Source organism: Sediminibacterium sp. (genome assembly GCF_019264485.1).
In the GTDB taxonomy this organism is placed as follows: Bacteria; Bacteroidota; Bacteroidia; order Chitinophagales; family Chitinophagaceae; genus Sediminibacterium.
In genome coordinates this window covers 23,822-42,491 of sequence record NZ_JAHVAA010000013.1, presented here as the reverse complement: position 1 = coordinate 42,491, position 18,670 = coordinate 23,822, and the positions used below count along the sequence as shown (strand labels likewise).

The window sequence follows — 18,670 nt, the reverse complement described above, 5'->3', positions numbered from 1 at the left end:
TGTTGCTGAAAAGGAAAATTATTTCAGCATCTCCAATGCCCTCAATACCGTTTTATCGGTTTTATTCTGCACTTCATAATAACCCTGTGTGCGCCAGATTTGACGGGCCATCATTAGTTGTACATGCTGCAATAAATAATTCCTGTCTTTAGCCGACGCTCCGGCTAAACGGATACTGTCTTTGGCAGCAAAAGCAACCAGTTGCTGCCACTCAGCTTCAGCAGGAATAAATTCCTTGTACAGAACATCCGGTGTTTTAAGGGCATTAAATTGCTGTTGCTGCCGGAGGTATAATCGATATACAAAATTGTTCATCGTATTCTTGTAATACATCGCTGTTAATGCAGAGTCGAGTTTGGTAGTGTCGTAAGCCACAAAAACATCGGGCGTAATACCACCACCTCCATACACCATTCTTCCACCAGGTGTTTTGTACGATTTACCTGCCGGTTTTACCGTATCGGCTTTTACCAGTTCGCCATTATGCCAGCGGCTCACCAGTTCCTCTTCATATTTGGATTTGCCATTGTTATAGGGCTTCTGAATATTACGACCCAACGGCGTAAAATAACGGGCAATGGTTAAACGAACCGCACTGCCATCAGACAACTGAAACTGTTGTTGTACCAACCCTTTACCAAAAGATCGACGGCCGATGATGGTGGCCCTGTCCCAATCCTGTAAAGCCCCACTCAATACCTCACTTGCAGAAGCAGAAGTTTCATCCACCAGTACCACTAATTTTCCTTTTTCAAATAAGCCATCACGTTTACAACGATATTCCATTTTAGGAACATGTTCTCCTTCAGTATAAACAATCAATTTATCGCCGTCCAGGAATTCATCGGCTATATCTGTGGCTTCTTTTAATAAACCTCCCCCATTCCCTCTCAGGTCAAGAATCAGTTGCTTCATACCCTGTGCCTGCAATTTTTCGAGTTGCTGCATAAACTCTTCATATGTAGGCTCACCAAAACGATTGATGCGGATGAAGCCGGTACCTGGCTCAATCATGTAAGAAACGTCTACCGTAGGAACAGGGATGGTGCCACGCTGAATGGTTATTTTCTTCTCAGCAGATCCCCTTAAAACCGTTACCTGTACTTTCGAATCGGCCGGGCCACGTAATACCGATCTTACTTTATCGGGTTTTATTTTCACCCCTGCTATCGCAATACTATCATCTACTTTTATAAACCTGTCGCCCACCTGTACACCTGCTTTTTCAGAAGGTCCGCCTTTCATCACCGTAACCACATGCACGGTATCACTGAATAATTGAAACTCCACACCAATACCCTGGAAATTACCCATCAGTTCTTCATTCACTTCCATCAGGTCTTTTGCAGGAATATAAACGGAATGGGGATCGAGCTTCGACAATAATTCATCTGCCGTTGCCTGCGTAATACTATCCGTTTTTACAGGATCAACATATTTGGTTCTGATGAGTTCAACCAGTTCCTGTAAGGAACTCTTTTTATTCAGGCTGAGAAAACGACCACCCTGTGTTTTATCCCTTAACTGGTAGCCAATCATCATACCCAATACCATCACTAAAGCAAAAAGAATAGGTAACCATACCTTTAACTTGTTATTTCCCATGTTGCAAATATCTGTATTTCGTAATGAAGTTCTTTTTTTGTTGAGGATGAATGGCTAACAGTCATTAGTAATGGAATGATTCGATAAAAGGGGCCGATTTCTCATTAAAATTTTCGTACTTCGTGGCTTCTCGTATTTTCCGGCTTTAAAATGATTCTATGCCTGTAAGATTAATCGCTGATAGTGGTGCCACCAAATGTGAATGGTGTGTACTCGACAATGGCAAAAAAGCCAAAACCATTATCACCCAGGGCATCAGTCCCTATTTTCTTACCGGCCCGCAGATCACCGAACTCCTGGAAAAAGAACTGATTCCCAAACTCAAAAAATTTCAGGTAAAAGAGGTTTTTTTTTATGGAACCGGTTTGGCCAATCCGAAAAATGTTACCATCGTAAAATCGGTACTCAAAAAATTATTTCCCACTGCCAAAACTGAGGTACAGAACGATTTACTGGCTGCCGCCCGTGCCCTCTGTGGCAAGAACAAAGGTGTTGCCTGCATATTGGGTACCGGTGCCAATTCCTGTTTTTATAACGGGAAAAAAATGGTGAAAAACAGTCCGGGATTGGGTTATGTACTGGGCGATGAAGGTAGTGGTGCCTATCTCGGCAAAAAAGTCATTCAATACTATCTCTATAATACCTATGATGAAGAACTGAGGGCCAGTTTCGAAAAAAAATTCCAGGTAACCACTATGGAAATACTGGAGAATGTATATAAAAAACCATTGGCCAACCGATACCTGGCCTCTTTTGCCATTTTTCTGGCAGAGAACCGGGGGCATTATATGATTGAGAACATTATTGAAGACGGATTAAACGATTTCTTTTTTACCCATCTGTACAAATACCGTGAAAGCTGGACCCACCCCATTCACTTTGTGGGCAGCATCGCATTTGGTTTCAAAGATGTATTAAAGGACCTTTGTAATACTTATGAACTGGAACTGGGTCGGGTACTGAAAGCACCCATGCAGGGACTTATTGAATATCACCGCTAAAAAAGCATTATGGCTGAGTTTATTAAAGTAACGGAACAACCTTCTACTTACAGACACCTGGAGAAAATGTCGATACAGGATCTGCTGATCAATATCAACAATGAAGATAAAATGGTGCCCAATGCTGTGGAAAAAGCCATTCCACAGATCGAAAAACTGGTAGCTGCCATCGCCGATAAAATGCTGGCTGGTGGCCGTTTGTTTTATATAGGCGCGGGTACCAGCGGCCGACTGGGTATAGTAGATGCCAGTGAATGTCCGCCAAGTTTTGGTGTGCCTTATGGATTGGTAATCGGTTTAATAGCCGGTGGCGATAAAGCCATTACTCAGGCTGTTGAATTTGCCGAAGACAGTACTGAACAGGGCTGGGCCGATTTACAAAGACATTTTGTAAGTGATAAAGATGTTGTGGTAGGTCTTGCGGCCAGCGGCACCACACCCTATGTAATCAGCGCACTCAAAGAATGCCGTAAACATGGCATTATTACAGGCAGTATCAGTTGTAACCCCAATACTCCCGTTTCAAGAGAAGCCGATTTTCCGGTGGAAGTAGTAGTGGGTCCTGAGTTTGTAACAGGCAGCACCCGTATGAAAAGTGGTACGGCTCAGAAACTGGTATTAAACATGGTTTCTACTTCTGTGATGATTCAGTTGGGACGTGTAGAAGACAATAAGATGGTAAACATGCAACTGAGCAATGTAAAACTTGTTGACAGAGGTGTGAAAATGGTGATGGACAAACTCAAAATCACAGAATACGAAGTAGCCAAAGACCTGTTGCTGAAACATGGCAGCGTAAAAAAAGCAGTAGAAGCCGCAGGCTGAGAAAACAGAGAAACAGAGAAATAAGGAATAAGAAATCAGGAAGTATTTTTTACTACTAATGCTTTCACGGTATCTCCTGCCTTCCTCTGTTCCTTATTTCTTATTCCTTATTTCTCATTTCTTATGCACGACATCGAACCATTTTATAACTGGCGGCATATATATGTTTCGGAAGAAGACCAGCGTTCACCTTTTTTCGGCCGTACTTATAGTGAATTTGAATTTTCACAAACGGTTTATAACTATTACATACATCCACAATGGGATGATTTTGGCAGCCGCACGCTTTACCTGAAAGTTATTTATGCAGACTATGAACTGAATTTTGCAGTGATAGAAATGATAGGTGAATGGAACGATGCCATTGAAAACGATATCATGGAACTCAAACGGGAAGTGATGGACCTTTTTTACAAACAGGGCATTACAAAATATATCCTCATCGCAGAAAACGTGATGAATTTTCACAGCAGCGATAAAGAGTATTACCAGGAATGGTATGAAGAACTCAGTGATGAAAATGGATGGGCAGTAGCACTGAACATGAGCGATGCCGCACAGTACGATTTCAAAAAGAAAAAACTCAATTACTATATTGAATTAATTGATCTTCCGGAATGGCGCACCTATAAACCTTACCATCTTTTTAAGAAGATAGATGATATGATAATGAAGCGTCTTGATTAATCAGCGTTCCATTTACTTACAGCCCCAAATGATTTTTTTCTAAAGTTTGTTTTGCTATTTCATATCCCGCATCTGCATGTCTTATCACACCCATACCCGGATCGTTCCTTAATACACGAGATAATCGTTTTGCTGCAGCATCGGTTCCGTCAGCAACAATAACCATTCCGGCATGAATGCTGTAACCCATGCCTACTCCTCCACCATGATGCAGACTCACCCAACTGGCTCCGCCTGCTGTGTTCACGAGTGCATTCAATATGGGCCAGTCGGCAACTGCATCACTGCCATCGAGCATGGCTTCTGTTTCGCGGTTGGGTGATGCTACTGATCCTGTATCCAGGTGATCGCGACCAATTACAATCGGCGCCTTTACTTTTCCGGTTCGCACCAGTTCATTAAATGCCAGTCCTGCTTTTTCACGCTCCCCTTGTCCGAGCCAGCAAATACGCGCGGGCAGCCCCTGAAAAACAATTCTTTCTTTGGCCATTTTCATCCAGCGCAGCATCGATTTATTTTCCGGGAAAAGTTGCATGATCAGTTCGTCGGTAACAGCTATATCTGCCGGATCGCCACTGAGTGCAGCCCACCTGAATGGTCCCTTCCCTTCGCAGAATAAAGGACGGATATAAGCAGGTACGAAACCGGGGAAATCGAATGCGTTCTTTAACCCATGTTCCTGTGCACGGGCACGGAGATTATTGCCATAATCGAAAGTGATGGCTCCTGTTTTCTGTAACGCAATCATCAGTTCCACATGCAGTTTCATACTGTCGTATGCCAGTGCGATATAAGCATCCGGATCTTTTTCTCTCAACACATTGGCTGCGTTATTATCGAGTGTATGAGGTATATAACCAATTAATGGATCATGCGCCGAAGTCTGATCGGTTAATACATCAACCTGTATTTTTCTCTCGATCAGTCTTTCCAATAACTGTACTGCATTACATAATACCCCAATGCTCAATCGCTCTCCATTTGTTTTTGCTTCTACTGCTCTGTCGATGGCTTCATCGATAGTGGTGAATTTCAGGTCGAGGTATTTTGTCTCCAATCTTTTATCAATACGCCATTCTTCTACTTCCGCACAAAGTGCCACACCATCGCACATGGTAACAGCCAGGGGCTGAGCACCACCCATGCCACCCAATCCTGCAGTAACACTCATGGTACCTTTTAAAGAACCGCCAAAATGTTTATCAGCTACGGCAGCAAAAGTTTCATAAGTGCCCTGAACAATACCCTGCGATCCTATATAGATCCAGGAACCTGCCGTCATTTGTCCATACATCATCAAACCCTTCTGTTCCAGCTCTGTAAAATGTTTCCAGTTGGCCCAGTTGGGTACCAGTTGCGAATTGGATAATAAAACCCTGGGCGCATCCACATGTGTTTTTAAAATACCTACTGGCTTACCGCTTTGTATTAACAGCGTTTCGTCGTTCTCCAGTTTTTTCAGTGACTGAATGATCAGATCAAGACATTCAATATTACGGGCGGCTTTTCCTCTTCCGCCATATACAATCAGGTCTTCGGGTCTTTCTGCCACTGCGGGGTCGAGGTTATTTAATAACATACGCAGTGCCGCTTCCTGGATCCATCCTTTACAATTGAGTACCGTTCCGGTAGGTGTTTTGTATTTGGCAAAATCATACGCTTTTGTAACAGACATAGCAATTCGTTTTACGGCGTCAAAGTACAATTTTATCCTGAACCTGCTGTAACAAAGGACTAATTTAAACAGTAACCGCTGATCTGTTTATCACATTGAACAGTCATTAATTTACATGCTTTTCTGTTGTATAAATTTTAATGACCCCCAAACCATCACCTTCATAGAAAAATAGTATAACAACCAATCGCATAAATATGTGATTCTGCTGAAACCCTTTATCAGCAAGCATTTCAACTAATCCTCCTTATTCACCATTCACCATTACCCATTCACCACTAAACACAGTTTACATTTTCACTGCAACGAAAGCAGACTTGCTTTGATCATTCAAAAAAAATCAACCATGAGCAAACAATTACTACTGATTTCATGTGCAACCCTGCTGATGATGAGTTGCAGTAAGAAAGAAACACCCGTACCACAGACATCTGTTGAATACCTGAACCTGAACAATACCGTTGTTACAGCCAATAATGTATTGGTCATCGATCTGGACAAAGACGGTACTGCAGATTTTACCGTTACCAAAGAATTAAGAGAAGGCGATACAGGTGAAAATGACCTGCTCGAATTCAGGGTAACCAGCAGTGGGCAGCACAGGATACTGATGCTGGATAACGACACCCCCGCACGCAAAGAAGAAGGTGTATTAATTAAAAACGAGGATGAGCTACCCTATCGTTGGGATCCTCTACTCGCTGCCGCCCTGGTAACCCGTGTACTTACACTGGATATTGCCAACAGCTACTGGCAGGGTGAGTGGATGAACCAATACAATAAATACCTGGCTGTGCAACTCATCAAAGACGGTAAAGCTTACCAGGGTTGGATACAAATATCATTCAGCCATATACTTCCCACACGTATCATTGTACATGATGCCGCTTACAACAAAATAGCCGGTCAGCCCATAAAGGCAGGACAAAAATAAAAGCGATATAACATCTGTTTTATACAAAGACCTTCTGGGATTTTTGATTTGATGATCTTTGATTTTTTGATATAAGTAACGCTATAAAATCAAAGCTCATCAAATCAGAAAAAAATAACCCTGTACCAATGCCTATCCCGGCAGCGGACTGTATTTCACTTTTGACTTTTGATTTTTGCCTTTTGACTTTTCACTATATTTGAGAAAACGAATCATATGGGATTACCTGTGAATAACAAGAAAGCCGGTAAGTCGGGCCCGGGAGGTCCAAAAAACGCTGGTCAGACCTCAAAATTCATCGCCAAACCCGGTGCCAAAGCCGTAGGCGTTACTAAAAAACCCATTAAAACGGGTGGATCGAGAGGCAGTTAGGAAAATGGCGGATGTCAGATGTCAGATATCGGATGTAAATTACTCCGCCTGATATCTGCCATCTGACTTCTGACATCAATAAATCAAATCATCATACGCTGCCCTTAACTCATTCAACGCATGGTTGTCTCCCGCTGTTTTTGCGGCTTCCATGCCTTTTTCATACCATTGAATGGCCATATCGGTTTCCTGCAATTGTTCCAGGAGTTTGGCCAGGTGGTAATAAGAACCTACATAATCAGGTGAATCGGTTAGTACCGCTTCAAATAATTGCCTCGCTTCGCCCAGTTTTCCTGCTTTAATATATTCCAGTGCCAGCGCATGACGCAGGAAATTATCTTTCGGATTCTGCTCCAGAAATGCCAGTATTCGCGCAATTCTTTCCATAGGGTAAAGATAACAGCTTATGCCTTATGCTTATAGCAAATAGTATCTAGCTAAGGGCTAAAGGCTAATAGCTAATAGCCTTTAGCCCTTAGCTTCTTAAAAAATTCTGCTGTTAAAAAAAATATCCGAACCTTTGCCGGAAACAAAAGCTTCCTATATTTGTTAAATAGTTGCATAAACAACTAATCATTGCATCAAAACCTAATAAAGACATATGAAAATTCTGGTTTGTGTAAGTAAGACACCTGATACCACTTCCAAAATTGCTTTTACGGATGGTAACAGCAAATTTGATGAGAGTGGTGTGCAGTGGATCATTAATCCCTACGATGAATGGTATTCGCTGGTAAGGGCCATTGAGTTGAAAGAAAAAGATCCTGCAACCGTTGTTCACCTGGTTACGGTAGGTGGTGCAGATGTAGAGCCGATTATCCGCAAGGCATTGGCATTGGGTGGCGATGAAGCCATTCGTATCAATACCGATGGCAGCGATCCTTATTTTATTGCTTCACAAATTGCAGCGATTGCAAAAGATGGGTACGACCTTGTTTTCACCGGTAAAGAAACCATCGATTATAATGGCTCCTCTATTGGCGGTATGGTGGCAGAACTGATTGATGCACCCTATATCTCTCTCGCCACCAAATTTGAATTGAATGGTAATACCGCCACTGTTTCACGCGAAATTGAAGGTGGTGAAGAAGTAGCAGAACTGGCTTTACCTGCCGTGGTGAGCTGTCAGAAAGGAGTAGCCGAACAACGTATCCCCAATATGAGAGGTATTATGGCTGCCCGTACCAAACCATTGAAAGTGGTGGAACCCGTTGCTGTAGATGCACTCACAACTGTAGTAAGTTTTGAATTGCCACCGGCCAAAGCAGGCGTAAAATTAGTGAGCCCGGATAATGTGGGCGAACTGGTAAGATTATTACACGAAGAAGCAAAAGCAATCTGATAAGTATTGCATTGAACCATCCTAAAAAAGAAAAAAATGTCTGTTTTAATATTTGTAGATCAATCAGAAGGCCATATCAAAAAGGCATCGTATGAAGTACTGACCTATGGTGCCAAATTAGCTGAACAATTGGGTACTGTTGCAGAAGCATTGGTATTGGGCAGTGTTAGTGACGACCTGACCGCGCTGGGAAAATATGGTGTGAAAAAAGTACACCAGGTTAACAACGATACGCTCAACCACCTCGATGCTCAGGTATACGCCAAAGTAATTGCAGAAGCAGTAACAGCAAGTGGTGCCAATGTGCTCGTATTTTCTCACAACCATACCGGTAAAGCAGTAGCTGCACGTGTAGCGGTTAGACTCAAAGCTGGTTTGGTTGCAGGCGCCTGTGCCCTGCCCGATACCACAAATGGTTTTGTGGTGAAGAAAACTGTTTTCTCCGGTAAGGCATTTGCCAATGTAAGTATTACATCTGCCATCAAAATAATTTCACTGAACCCAAATAGTTATACTACGATTGCGGGTGAGGGAAGTGCTGAAGTAAATCAACTTTCTGTTGCAGTAGACGCATCGAAAGTAAAAGTAACAGCCGTTAATAAAGTAAGTGGTGAAATACCATTAACAGAAGCTGAGATAGTTGTTAGCGGTGGTCGTGGATTAAAAGGGCCCGAGAACTGGGGCATCCTGCTCAACCTGGCCAAAGAACTGGGAGCCGCCACTGCCTGTAGCCGCCCGGTGGGTGATGCACACTGGAGACCTCACCATGAACATGTTGGACAAACAGGTGTACAGGTGGCACCGAATCTTTATATCGCCATTGGTATCTCCGGTGCCATTCAACACCTCGCTGGCGTAAACCGCAGTAAAGTAATTGTGGTGATTAATAAAGACCCCGAAGCACCTTTCTTTAAAGCCGCAGATTATGGCATAGTAGGCGATGCTTTTGAAGTAGTGCCGAAGCTGACAGAAGAGATTAAAAAGATGAAAGCGAAATAATGCTTAACTAACATTAAGGAAATAAAAAGACCGGCATAAGCCGGTCTTTTTATTTCCTGATATACCTGGGTGGTTAAAATGTAACAGAGATTATTATGCCGCTTAATATTTTGTATATTTAGTGTTGCCTGCGAGTCTTGTTTTTAAAAGCTCAGGCCTATTCTTTTTTAACTAAAATCCAAACTATGAATCCAAACAAAGCATTATGGGAAAAAGGTGATTTTACACGTATTGCCGAAACCATGCGAGAAAGCGGAGAAGAACTGGTGTCGAAACTTGGCATCACCAACAAAATGAAAATTCTCGATCTTGGTTGTGGTGATGGTACCACTGCAATTCCCGAAGCCCGATTGGGCGCCGATGTAATGGGCGTAGATATAGCCAAAAACCTCGTTGAAGCAGGAAATGCCAGGGCAACAGCCATGGGTCTTTCCAATTGTATTTTTCAGGAAGGAGATGCCTGTAACCTCAGTGAACTTTCCAATCATTCTTTTGATATGGTGGTGAGTATTTTCGGTGCCATGTTCGCCCCCAAACCTTTTGAAGTAGCCAAAGAAATGGTTCGTGTTACCAAACCCGGCGGAAAAATTGTAATGGGTAACTGGATACCCGGTGACCCCACTGTTGTTGCACAAATACTAAAAATCAGTTCTGCCTATACCCCACCACCCCCAGAAGGTTTTATCAGTCCAATGACATGGGGTCTGGAAGATCATATAATCGAACGCTTTGGTCAGGCAGGAATTCCAAAGGAAAATATAACCTGTACAAAAGATACTTTCACTTTCCGGGCATCCTGCTCACCGGAAGAATTTGTAAGCATCTTTAAACATTTCTACGGACCTACCATGAATGCTTTTGATGCTGCTGAAAAAAACGGAAAGACAGAAGCACTGGAACAAGAATTGATTGCATTATTCAATAGCCAGAATAAAGCAGTATCTGCTGATACCACTACTATTCCTGCAACTTATTTACATGTTACAGTGATTTGCTAAATCGTTTTTCTGATATTTTTTCTTGAGCATTGTATAAAGCCATGTTGATACTCTGATTAACATGGCTTTATTGGATCGACAGTCAACTAAAACTATAAAGTTCCTGTTCTGCCTCCATCTACCGGTAAATTAATTCCATTGATGTACGCTGCTGCCGGCGAACAAAGAAAAGCCACAGCCGCTGCAAACTCTTCAGGCTCCCCTAACCTGCCCGCAGGAATCATTGCAATGGTTTTATCTACAATTGCATCAACAGAACTATCTCCATCTGCTGCCTGTTTGCCAAACAAATAATTGAGGCGGTCTGTTTTTGTATAACCAGGTAATACATTGTTTACCGTAATACCATATTTACCTGTTTCATTGGCCAGTGTTTTGGCCCAGTTGGCCACAGCAGCACGTACCGTATTGGAAATGCCAAGTCCGTTAATCGGTTGCTTAACAGAAGTAGACACAATATTGATAATTCTTCCAAAGCCTTTTGTCTGCATACCTGGCACTACCAGTTGAGCGAGTGTATGTGCGGTAACCAGGTGCGACCGAAAACTTTTTTCAATATCCTCAGCAGCCGTATTTAATAAAGGACCCGAGGCAGGGCCGCCACTATTGTTCACCAATATATCAATGGTATGTCCCTTTGCAAGAAATTCACTGATCAATGATGCAATGGAAGATGGCTGACTGGTATCTGCCACAAAATAACCATGCTGTTGCAGCAATGCCGTATCGAGTGAATGAAGAACGGCTTTCAGGTTCTCTTCATTCCTGGCAAGTAAATAAACATGGGCACCCAATAAAGCCAGTTCATGCGCTACTGCGGCACCAAGTCCCTGTGAAGCTCCGCAAACCAAAGCTGTTTTTCCTGTAAGATCAAGATTCATGATTGCTGTTTTTATAATGCCCGGTAATCTTCTCTAACCGGAGAAAACACATCCAATAATTTACAATCGCTGATCGCCAATCCGGAATGCGGAACATTGGAAGGAATAACGATTACTTCACCCGGACCAAACTGAATGGGTTCACCTGCCAGTGTAAGCTGGAATGTTCCTTCCAGCACATGCGCTACCTGCTCGTGCGGATGCGAATGTTCTTTAAGTGCCGATCCGGCTTTTACATCGAGGTAAGAAAAAGTCATATGTTCTGTATGAATAAAGCGGGCGCTGTAACCGGGTACAATTTCTTTGGGGGCAATGCTGGTAAGATCAACTAAGGGCATATCAATATTTTTGATTTGCAAATTACTGATTCTGTAACCGATCCATGCATACCATCTTTGTTGTTTCTTTGCATAATGTCATCATCACTCCCACTCTTCAGAAAAATTGGTATCGCAGAAGGGATCTCCCTCCTGCTGCTGTTAGGAATAGCCATGCCCCTCAAATATTTTGCAGACTTACCAGAAGCGGTAAAGTTTACCGGATGGGTACATGGTATTCTGTTTATTGCCTATTGCTGGCTGGCCTATATGGTAAGAGAAGAAAAAAGCTGGCCCTTTAAAATGCTGGTCTGGGCATTCCTGGCTGCATTTCTGCCCTTTGGCACTTTTCTCTTCGATAAAAAACTCCGGTCAGACAAGCCATTCTAAGTGTATTCTTATATGCTATAACGACGGCAATTCTGTAACCTGTCATTCTTATAGTAAATTGATTTATTTTCGTGTGGTCTATGAAAAAGATAGAATTGGAAATAGTGGCCCTGTCGCACAGCATTACCCAAACACATTCCTATGCCGTTGTGCTGGGAGAAACCAATGGTTTAAGAAGACTTCCCATCGTTATTGGTGGTTTTGAGGCGCAGGCTATCGCCGTGGCATTGGAACATATGCAACCCAGCCGCCCCCTTACACACGACCTGATGAAAAATTTCATGAATGCCTTTAATGTAGAATTACAGGAAATCATCATCAGCGATCTGCAGGAAGGTATATTTTATTCAAAACTGGTTTGTTTTACAGAACATGATACCGTAGAAATCGACAGCCGTACCAGCGATGCACTTGCATTGGCAGTGCGGTTTGGCTGCCCCATCTATACCTATGAACATATACTCGAAAATGCAGGTATACTGATGGAAGATGGTGGTAAAAAACAGAAAGCAGAAGCCGTTGGCGCAGAAGACAATACCGGCGGCGGCCGTGAAGACCTCAGCAGTATGAGCCTCGAAGAACTGCAAACACTCCTCAATGATGTACTGGAACACGAAGATTATATAAGAGCCATTGCGATTAGGGATGAAATGAATAAGAGAAAGTAGCAAGATGTCGGATGTCGGATGTCGGATGTCGGATGTAAAAAAAACTTTTTTGCAATTTGCTTTATTGTATATCTCTGTTCTTTTTTGAATTTTTAATTTTTACTTTTTACTTATTTCTCCCTTCCTCACTCATCATTCATCATTCATCATTCATTATTCATTATTATCATCCCCATGATTTCCTTTCCAAACGCTAAGATTAACCTGGGTTTGAATATCATTCGGAAAAGAGCAGATGGGTATCATGACCTGGAAACGGTTTTCTATCCGGTTTTGGGATTGCGTGATGCTTTGGAAACCGTACATGGTAATACAGGCGATGGTGCATTGAGTTTTACATATAGCGGACTTGAAATTGCCGGTGATACCGGTCATAATCTTTGTAGCAAAGCCTACCACTTACTCAAAAAAGATTTTCCTGAACTACCTGCTTTACAGATGCACTTACATAAAGTAATTCCCATGGGTGCCGGTCTCGGAGGTGGTAGTGCTGATGGTGCTTTTACACTCAGAATGCTGAACCAGCAATTTGGTCTGGGTTTGAGTGAAACAGCACTCATCAGTTATGCATTGACATTGGGAAGCGATTGCCCTTTCTTTATCATCAACAAAGCCTGTTATGCAACCGGAAGAGGCGAACAACTGGAAAATATAACCGTCGACCTTTCAACTTACCGGTTTGTATTGATCAATCCGGGTATTCATGTACCCACTGGTTGGGCCTTCTCTCAAATACATCCTGATACACCTTTACAACATTGCAAAAACATTATTCAGCAACCTGTTGAAACATGGCCCGGTGTATTAACCAATGATTTTGAAAAGCCTGTTATGCAGGCTTTTCCAGACATTCAAGCCATCAAAGAACAATTATACCAACAGGGGGCATTATATGCTGCTATGACGGGCACTGGAAGTACTGTGTATGGTATCTTTTCAAAAAACACCAGTCTTTCATTCGACTTTCCTGATCATTATTATATTTACCAAGGCTAGATAGAAACAGAAGAACAGAGAAACAGAGGAATGTACAATTTTAAAGTCAGGTATTCCTTTTTCTTCTTTTTTCCTATTACATGCTCTCACTTTGCATTTCGCTGATTCCGGTTATTCAAAGGTTACGAACTCACCTGCTTACAGCATATCCTTCGTTGCAAACTCGACTTAAAACGAAGGATACATTATCATATCTTATTTGATTTTGTTCCGGACACTTGTTGTTACTGATCAATAATGACGAAAATGTAAAAAGAAACAAACGTTAGTTTTAGATTTGAACAATATTCGATAATTAGTGATTAAAATTGAATAATTATCAATCAATATTCACATTGATTGAATAACTTATTTTAAAATCTTCATTTTTTTGATTAATTTAGTACCGATTGCCTGCCATTCTATTTCCTGAACTTTAATTCGGTTGCAAATGCTTGTTTCAAAAAACAGCCAGGGTTTGTATGACCCGAGCTTTGAACATGATGCATGTGGCATTGGGTTCGTAGCAAATATCAAGGGTAGTAAATCGCACCAGCACATTACAGATGCATTAACCGTGCTGGAAAACATGGAACACCGTGGCGCCTGTGGCTGCGAAAGCAATACGGGCGACGGTGCCGGTATCATGATCCAGGTTCCGCATGAATTCTTTTTTGATGAATGTATTAAACAAGGTGTTCACCTCCCCTCTTTCGGAAAATATGGAGTGGGCGTTATTTTCTTTCCCAAGGAATTAAGACTGCGCGAAGAGTGCCGCGATATTTTCAATCGCTCCGCAGAAAAACTGGGTCTTGAAATTCTGTGTTATAGAAAAGTTCCCGTTAACACACATGATATCGGCAAAACAGCACTCTCTGTTGAGCCTGTTATGGAACAGGTTTTTATTGCCTGCCCCGATCATATTACACAGCCCGATGAATTTGAAAGAAAATTATTTGTGTTGCGCAATTATGCATCACATACAATTAATAATACCGTAAAGAAAGATGAGATTGGTTTTTACCTTGCTTCTCTTTCTTATAAAACCATCGTCTACAAGGGTCAACTTACAAGTACACAGGTAAGAGGATATTTCCTCGATCTGAGCGATAAAAGAGTGGTATCTGCATTCGGTCTTGTTCATTCCCGTTTCGCCACCAACACTTTCCCCTCCTGGAAACTGGCGCAACCTTTTCGCTATATCGCACACAATGGCGAGATCAATACTTTACAAGGTAACCTCAACTGGTTACGCACCAGTGAAAAAGGATTTACTTCTCCCTTCTTCAGCAAGGAAGAAATGGAAATGTTATTACCCATTGTTACCAACGGTCAGTCAGACTCTGCCTGTCTGGATAACATGATCGAACTGCTTACCCTTACCGGCCGCTCATTACCACATGTAATGATGATGCTGATACCTGAAGCATGGGATGGCAATGAAGATATGGACGCCGTTAAAAAAGCATTCTATGAATACCATGCCTGTATGATGGAACCCTGGGATGGCCCGGCTTCTATTTCATTTACAGATGGAAAAATAATTGGTGCCACCCTCGACAGAAATGGGTTACGCCCGTCGCGCTATTGCGTTACTGATGATGACCGTGTTATTATGGCATCAGAAACAGGTGTGTTACCAATTGATCCGGCCATCATCAAAGAAAAAGGAAGACTGCAGCCGGGTAAAATGTTTGTGGTAGATATGGAACAGGGACGTATCATCAGCGATGAAGAACTGAAACAACAGATTTGCTCACAAAAACCTTATGCCGAATGGCTCAATAAATACAAGATCAGACTCGAAGAATTACCCGAACCCCGTGTCATGTTCACACACCTCGAACACGATCAGGTATTCAAATATCAGAAAGCATTTGGTTATTCAACAGAAGATTTAGATACCATCATTGCCCCGATGGCTTTGGACGGAAAAGAACCGATTGGTTCCATGGGTACCGATACACCACTTGCCGTTCTCAGCGATCAGCCCCAACATATCAGCAGTTATTTCAAACAGTTGTTTGCACAGGTAACCAACCCTCCCATCGATCCCATTCGTGAACGGATGGTGATGTCGCTGGCCACTTTTGCAGGGAGCAATGGAAATTTACTGGTAGAAGATCCACTGGCCTGTCACAGCGTGGCCCTCAAACAACCGGTACTCAATAATCATGAGCTGGAAAAAATCCGCAGCATCGACACCGGTATCTTTCAGGCCAAAACACTGCAAACCTATTTCAGGTCTGATGGTAAACCCAGCTCACTAAAAGCAGGTCTCGACAGACTTTGCCGTTATGCAGTAGATGCGGTGGAAGATGGTTTTGAAGTCATTATCTTAACCGATCGGGCCATTGATTCCGATCACGCCCCCATGCCTTCCCTGCTGGCCACTGCTGCAGTGCATCATCACCTCATCAGAAAAGGTTATCGCGGACAGGTAGGTATTATTATTGAAGCGGGTGATGTATGGGAAGTACATCATTTTGCCTGTTTAATTGCATTTGGTGCCACTGCTATCAATCCATACCTGGCATTATCATCCATCCGCGATATGAAGCTGACAGGTAAACTGAAAACAGAGCTGGATGTTGATTACCTGAAAAAGAATTATATCAAAGCAGTGAATGAAGGTTTACTGAAAGTGTTTTCGAAAATGGGTATCTCCACTTTACAATCATACCAGGGTGCGCAGATATTTGAGATCATCGGACTGAATAAAAAAGTAGTTGACCTTTATTTCACCGGTGCCACTTCAAGAATTGAAGGGATGGGTCTGGATGAAATTGCAAAAGAAACTTTAGCCAAACATTATTTTGCTTTTGGTAAAAAAGATATACCCGTTGATCGCTTACCTGTTGGTGGTGTGTACCAGTGGAAAAGAAAAGGAGAATTTCATCTCTTCAATCCTCAAACCATTCATTTGTTACAACACGCTACCAAAACAAATGACTACAGTACTTTCAAAAAATATTCAAAACTCATCAACGACCAGTCTGAAAAAGCCTGCACATTACGGAGCCTCTTTCAGTTCAAAAGAAACCGGCCTTCTGTTTCTATTGATGAGGTAGAACCTGCAGAAGCTATTTATAAAAGGTTTGCCACCGGTGCCATGTCATTCGGTTCTATTTCATGGGAAGCACATACCACGCTGGCCATCGCCATGAACCGGCTTGGTGGTAAAAGCAATACTGGTGAAGGTGGTGAAGATGAAATAAGATATACCCCTCTCGCCAATGGTGATTCTATGCGTTCATCTATTAAACAGGTAGCATCGGCAAGATTCGGTGTTACCAGTTTATACCTCACTGAAGCAGATGAATTACAGATTAAAATGGCACAGGGTGCAAAGCCCGGTGAAGGCGGACAATTACCCGGACATAAAGTAGATGAGTGGATTGGTAAAACAAGACATGCTACACCGGGTGTTGGTTTAATTTCTCCACCTCCTCACCATGATATTTATTCCATCGAAGACCTTGCACAACTGATCTTCGATTTAAAGAATGCCAATCGTGCTGCACGTATCAATGTAAAACTGGTATCAAAAGCAGGTGTGGGTACTATTGCAGCAGGTGTGGCAAAAGCGAAAGCCGATGTGGTACTGATCTCAGGCCATGATGGCGGCACCGGTGCCTCTCCGATCAGTTCTATTAAACACGCCGGCTTACCCTGGGAACTGGGGCTCGCAGAAACACATCAGACACTGGTTAAAAATAAACTGAGAAGCAGAATTGTGGTACAGGCCGACGGACAAATGAAAACCGGTCGCGATATTGCCATTGCAACTTTATTAGGGGCAGAAGAATGGGGTGTGGCAACCGCTGCGCTGATTGTGGAAGGATGTATCATGATGCGCAAATGCCACCTGAACACTTGTCCTGTTGGCGTAGCCACACAGGATCCTGAACTGAGAAAAAGATTTGCAGGCGATCCTGATCATGTGGTGAATTTTTTCAAATTCATTACACAGGAACTCAGGGAGATCATGGCAGAACTCGGTTACAGAACCATTCATGAAATGATTGGTCAGGTTGATGCTTTGGAAATGAGGGATAATATTTCACACTGGAAATATGAAAAACTCGATCTCTCTGCTGTATTGTACAAAGAACCCGAATCATTGTACACAGGATTGTACAAACAGGAAGAGCAGGATCATGGATTGAATGATGTACTCGACTGGCAGTTATTAAAAGCTGCTGCACCTGCACTGGAAAGAAAAGAACGCGTAAGTGCTTCCCTGCCTATTAAAAATACAGACCGTACTGCTGGCACTATATTATCGAATGAGATTACCAAACGTTATCGGGCTGAAGGACTGCCGGATGATACGATTCATTTCAATTTTACAGGTACTGCGGGACAAAGTTTTGGTGCCTTCAACACAAAGGGTATTACACTTGAGCTGGAAGGCGATGCCAATGATTATTTCGGTAAGGGATTGAGTGGTGCAAGATTAATAGTGTATCCACATAAACAGGCCAGTTTTGTGCCGGAAGAAAATATCATCATTGGTAATGTAGCATTGTATGGCGCCACATCGGGAGAAGCTTTTATTCGTGGGAAAGCGGGCGAACGTTTCGCCGTAAGAAACTCAGGTGCCAATGTAGTCGTAGAAGGTGTGGGCGATCATGGCTGCGAATACATGACTGGTGGCAGGGCCATCATACTGGGTGATACCGGAAGAAATTTCGCGGCAGGCATGAGTGGTGGTATTGCTTATATATACAATGGAGGCGGATTGTTTGCAGAAAGATGTAACACAGAAATGGTAGAACTCGATCCGCTGGAAACAAATGATATCAGTTTCCTGCATGAGATGATCAGCAAACATTATGCTTATACAGGCAGCACGGTAGCAAAATTCATACTCGATGATTTTGAAAACCAGACAAAGAATTTTATCAAAGTATTCCCAAGCGATTACAAAAAAGTTTTAAAGCAGAAGGAGCAAATGGTTCATAGTCAATAGTCCATAGACCATGGAACATTAACTAT

General features: G+C 42.5%; 17 protein-coding genes. 12 read left to right on the top strand and 5 right to left on the bottom strand.

Features of this window, described 5'->3' with window-relative positions; translation table 11 throughout:
• Positions 1-18: 18 nt before the first annotated feature.
• Positions 19-1,605 (bottom strand): S41 family peptidase, encoded by a 1,587-nt coding sequence (locus tag KXJ59_RS11055; RefSeq protein ID WP_295204570.1) that lies wholly within the window; start codon positions 1,603-1,605, stop codon positions 19-21.
• A 158-nt stretch (positions 1,606-1,763) separates the two neighbouring features.
• Here KXJ59_RS11055 and KXJ59_RS11050 point away from each other — a divergent pair, with 158 nt between their 5' ends.
• The 3 genes from KXJ59_RS11050 to KXJ59_RS11040 all read left to right on the top strand — a co-directional run bounded on the left by KXJ59_RS11050 (position 1,764) and on the right by KXJ59_RS11040 (position 4,118).
• Positions 1,764-2,606, top strand: coding sequence for an N-acetylglucosamine kinase (locus KXJ59_RS11050; protein ID WP_295204568.1), 843 nt, complete (start codon positions 1,764-1,766; stop codon positions 2,604-2,606).
• Between the two features lie 9 nt (positions 2,607-2,615).
• Positions 2,616-3,431 carry an N-acetylmuramic acid 6-phosphate etherase gene (murQ, locus tag KXJ59_RS11045; RefSeq protein WP_295204566.1) on the top strand — a complete coding sequence of 272 codons (816 nt, stop codon included), beginning with the start codon at positions 2,616-2,618 and terminating at the stop codon, positions 3,429-3,431.
• Between the two features lie 123 nt (positions 3,432-3,554).
• Positions 3,555-4,118, top strand: coding sequence for a hypothetical protein (locus KXJ59_RS11040; RefSeq protein ID WP_295204564.1), 564 nt, complete (start codon positions 3,555-3,557; stop codon positions 4,116-4,118).
• 16 nt (positions 4,119-4,134) lie between these two features.
• Here KXJ59_RS11040 and hutU read toward each other — a convergent pair whose 3' ends face one another.
• Positions 4,135-5,793 carry a urocanate hydratase gene (hutU, locus tag KXJ59_RS11035; protein ID WP_295204562.1) on the bottom strand — a complete coding sequence of 553 codons (1,659 nt, stop codon included), beginning with the start codon at positions 5,791-5,793 and terminating at the stop codon, positions 4,135-4,137.
• A gap of 346 nt (positions 5,794-6,139) precedes the next feature.
• On the opposite strand from hutU, the gene KXJ59_RS11030 reads away from it, so the two are divergent.
• Positions 6,140-6,727, top strand: a complete 588-nt coding sequence (locus KXJ59_RS11030; RefSeq protein WP_295204560.1) for a hypothetical protein — start codon at positions 6,140-6,142, stop codon at positions 6,725-6,727.
• 216 nt (positions 6,728-6,943) lie between these two features.
• Positions 6,944-7,099 (top strand): hypothetical protein, encoded by a 156-nt coding sequence (locus KXJ59_RS11025; protein WP_295204558.1) that lies wholly within the window; start codon positions 6,944-6,946, stop codon positions 7,097-7,099.
• A gap of 75 nt (positions 7,100-7,174) precedes the next feature.
• On the opposite strand, the gene KXJ59_RS11020 is transcribed toward KXJ59_RS11025, so the two are convergent.
• Complete coding sequence (locus KXJ59_RS11020) at positions 7,175-7,486, bottom strand: tetratricopeptide repeat protein (RefSeq protein WP_295204556.1); 312 nt, start codon at positions 7,484-7,486, stop codon at positions 7,175-7,177.
• A 214-nt stretch (positions 7,487-7,700) separates the two neighbouring features.
• Between KXJ59_RS11020 and KXJ59_RS11015 the strand changes: the two genes are divergently transcribed.
• From KXJ59_RS11015 to KXJ59_RS11005, 3 genes are all read left to right on the top strand, one after another.
• Positions 7,701-8,441, top strand: coding sequence for an electron transfer flavoprotein subunit beta/FixA family protein (locus KXJ59_RS11015; RefSeq protein ID WP_295204554.1), 741 nt, complete (start codon positions 7,701-7,703; stop codon positions 8,439-8,441).
• A 36-nt stretch (positions 8,442-8,477) separates the two neighbouring features.
• The gene (locus KXJ59_RS11010; protein WP_295204552.1) at positions 8,478-9,440 is read left to right on the top strand and encodes an electron transfer flavoprotein subunit alpha/FixB family protein; all 963 of its coding nucleotides are present in this window, start codon (positions 8,478-8,480) and stop codon (positions 9,438-9,440) included.
• A gap of 185 nt (positions 9,441-9,625) precedes the next feature.
• Positions 9,626-10,438, top strand: coding sequence for a class I SAM-dependent methyltransferase (locus KXJ59_RS11005; protein WP_295204550.1), 813 nt, complete (start codon positions 9,626-9,628; stop codon positions 10,436-10,438).
• 92 nt (positions 10,439-10,530) lie between these two features.
• Here the strand turns inward: KXJ59_RS11005 and KXJ59_RS11000 are convergent, their stop codons facing one another.
• Together KXJ59_RS11000 and KXJ59_RS10995 are read right to left on the bottom strand one after the other, a co-directional pair.
• Positions 10,531-11,319 carry an SDR family oxidoreductase gene (locus tag KXJ59_RS11000; RefSeq protein ID WP_295204548.1) on the bottom strand — a complete coding sequence of 263 codons (789 nt, stop codon included), beginning with the start codon at positions 11,317-11,319 and terminating at the stop codon, positions 10,531-10,533.
• A gap of 11 nt (positions 11,320-11,330) precedes the next feature.
• Positions 11,331-11,657 (bottom strand): cupin domain-containing protein, encoded by a 327-nt coding sequence (locus KXJ59_RS10995; RefSeq protein ID WP_295204546.1) that lies wholly within the window; start codon positions 11,655-11,657, stop codon positions 11,331-11,333.
• A 75-nt stretch (positions 11,658-11,732) separates the two neighbouring features.
• Here KXJ59_RS10995 and KXJ59_RS10990 point away from each other — a divergent pair, with 75 nt between their 5' ends.
• The 4 genes from KXJ59_RS10990 (at position 11,733) to gltB (ending at position 18,644) form a co-directional block, all read left to right on the top strand.
• Entirely contained in the window at positions 11,733-12,026 is a 294-nt protein-coding gene (locus KXJ59_RS10990) for a DUF3817 domain-containing protein (RefSeq protein ID WP_295204544.1), read from the top strand.
• Between the two features lie 80 nt (positions 12,027-12,106).
• Positions 12,107-12,694 (top strand): bifunctional nuclease family protein, encoded by a 588-nt coding sequence (locus tag KXJ59_RS10985; RefSeq protein WP_295204542.1) that lies wholly within the window; start codon positions 12,107-12,109, stop codon positions 12,692-12,694.
• 174 nt (positions 12,695-12,868) lie between these two features.
• A complete protein-coding gene (gene ispE / locus KXJ59_RS10980) occupies positions 12,869-13,690 on the top strand; it encodes a 4-(cytidine 5'-diphospho)-2-C-methyl-D-erythritol kinase (RefSeq protein WP_295204540.1) in 822 nt (273 codons plus the stop codon).
• 430 nt (positions 13,691-14,120) lie between these two features.
• A complete protein-coding gene (gene gltB, locus KXJ59_RS10975) occupies positions 14,121-18,644 on the top strand; it encodes a glutamate synthase large subunit (protein ID WP_295204539.1) in 4,524 nt (1,507 codons plus the stop codon).
• Positions 18,645-18,670 lie beyond the last annotated feature (26 nt).

Excerpts from the sequence above, each read along its gene's own strand:
- KXJ59_RS10990 (WP_295204544.1), top strand. The coding sequence starts at position 11,733 with ATGTCATCATCACTCCCACTCTTCAGAAAAATTGGTATCGCAGAAGGG.
- KXJ59_RS11020 (WP_295204556.1), bottom strand. The coding sequence starts at position 7,486 with ATGGAAAGAATTGCGCGAATACTGGCATTTCTGGAGCAGAATCCGAAA.
- KXJ59_RS11050 (WP_295204568.1), top strand. The coding sequence starts at position 1,764 with ATGCCTGTAAGATTAATCGCTGATAGTGGTGCCACCAAATGTGAATGG.
- KXJ59_RS11000 (WP_295204548.1), bottom strand. The coding sequence starts at position 11,319 with ATGAATCTTGATCTTACAGGAAAAACAGCTTTGGTTTGCGGAGCTTCA.
- KXJ59_RS11055 (WP_295204570.1), bottom strand. The coding sequence starts at position 1,605 with ATGGGAAATAACAAGTTAAAGGTATGGTTACCTATTCTTTTTGCTTTA.
- KXJ59_RS11005 (WP_295204550.1), top strand. The coding sequence starts at position 9,626 with ATGAATCCAAACAAAGCATTATGGGAAAAAGGTGATTTTACACGTATT.
- KXJ59_RS11010 (WP_295204552.1), top strand. The coding sequence starts at position 8,478 with ATGTCTGTTTTAATATTTGTAGATCAATCAGAAGGCCATATCAAAAAG.
- hutU (WP_295204562.1), bottom strand. The coding sequence starts at position 5,793 with ATGTCTGTTACAAAAGCGTATGATTTTGCCAAATACAAAACACCTACC.
- KXJ59_RS10995 (WP_295204546.1), bottom strand. The coding sequence starts at position 11,657 with ATGCCCTTAGTTGATCTTACCAGCATTGCCCCCAAAGAAATTGTACCC.
- murQ (WP_295204566.1), top strand. The coding sequence starts at position 2,616 with ATGGCTGAGTTTATTAAAGTAACGGAACAACCTTCTACTTACAGACAC.
- KXJ59_RS10985 (WP_295204542.1), top strand. The coding sequence starts at position 12,107 with ATGAAAAAGATAGAATTGGAAATAGTGGCCCTGTCGCACAGCATTACC.
- KXJ59_RS11030 (WP_295204560.1), top strand. The coding sequence starts at position 6,140 with ATGAGCAAACAATTACTACTGATTTCATGTGCAACCCTGCTGATGATG.
- ispE (WP_295204540.1), top strand. The coding sequence starts at position 12,869 with ATGATTTCCTTTCCAAACGCTAAGATTAACCTGGGTTTGAATATCATT.
- KXJ59_RS11040 (WP_295204564.1), top strand. The coding sequence starts at position 3,555 with ATGCACGACATCGAACCATTTTATAACTGGCGGCATATATATGTTTCG.
- gltB (WP_295204539.1), top strand. The coding sequence starts at position 14,121 with ATGCTTGTTTCAAAAAACAGCCAGGGTTTGTATGACCCGAGCTTTGAA.
- KXJ59_RS11025 (WP_295204558.1), top strand. The coding sequence starts at position 6,944 with ATGGGATTACCTGTGAATAACAAGAAAGCCGGTAAGTCGGGCCCGGGA.
- KXJ59_RS11015 (WP_295204554.1), top strand. The coding sequence starts at position 7,701 with ATGAAAATTCTGGTTTGTGTAAGTAAGACACCTGATACCACTTCCAAA.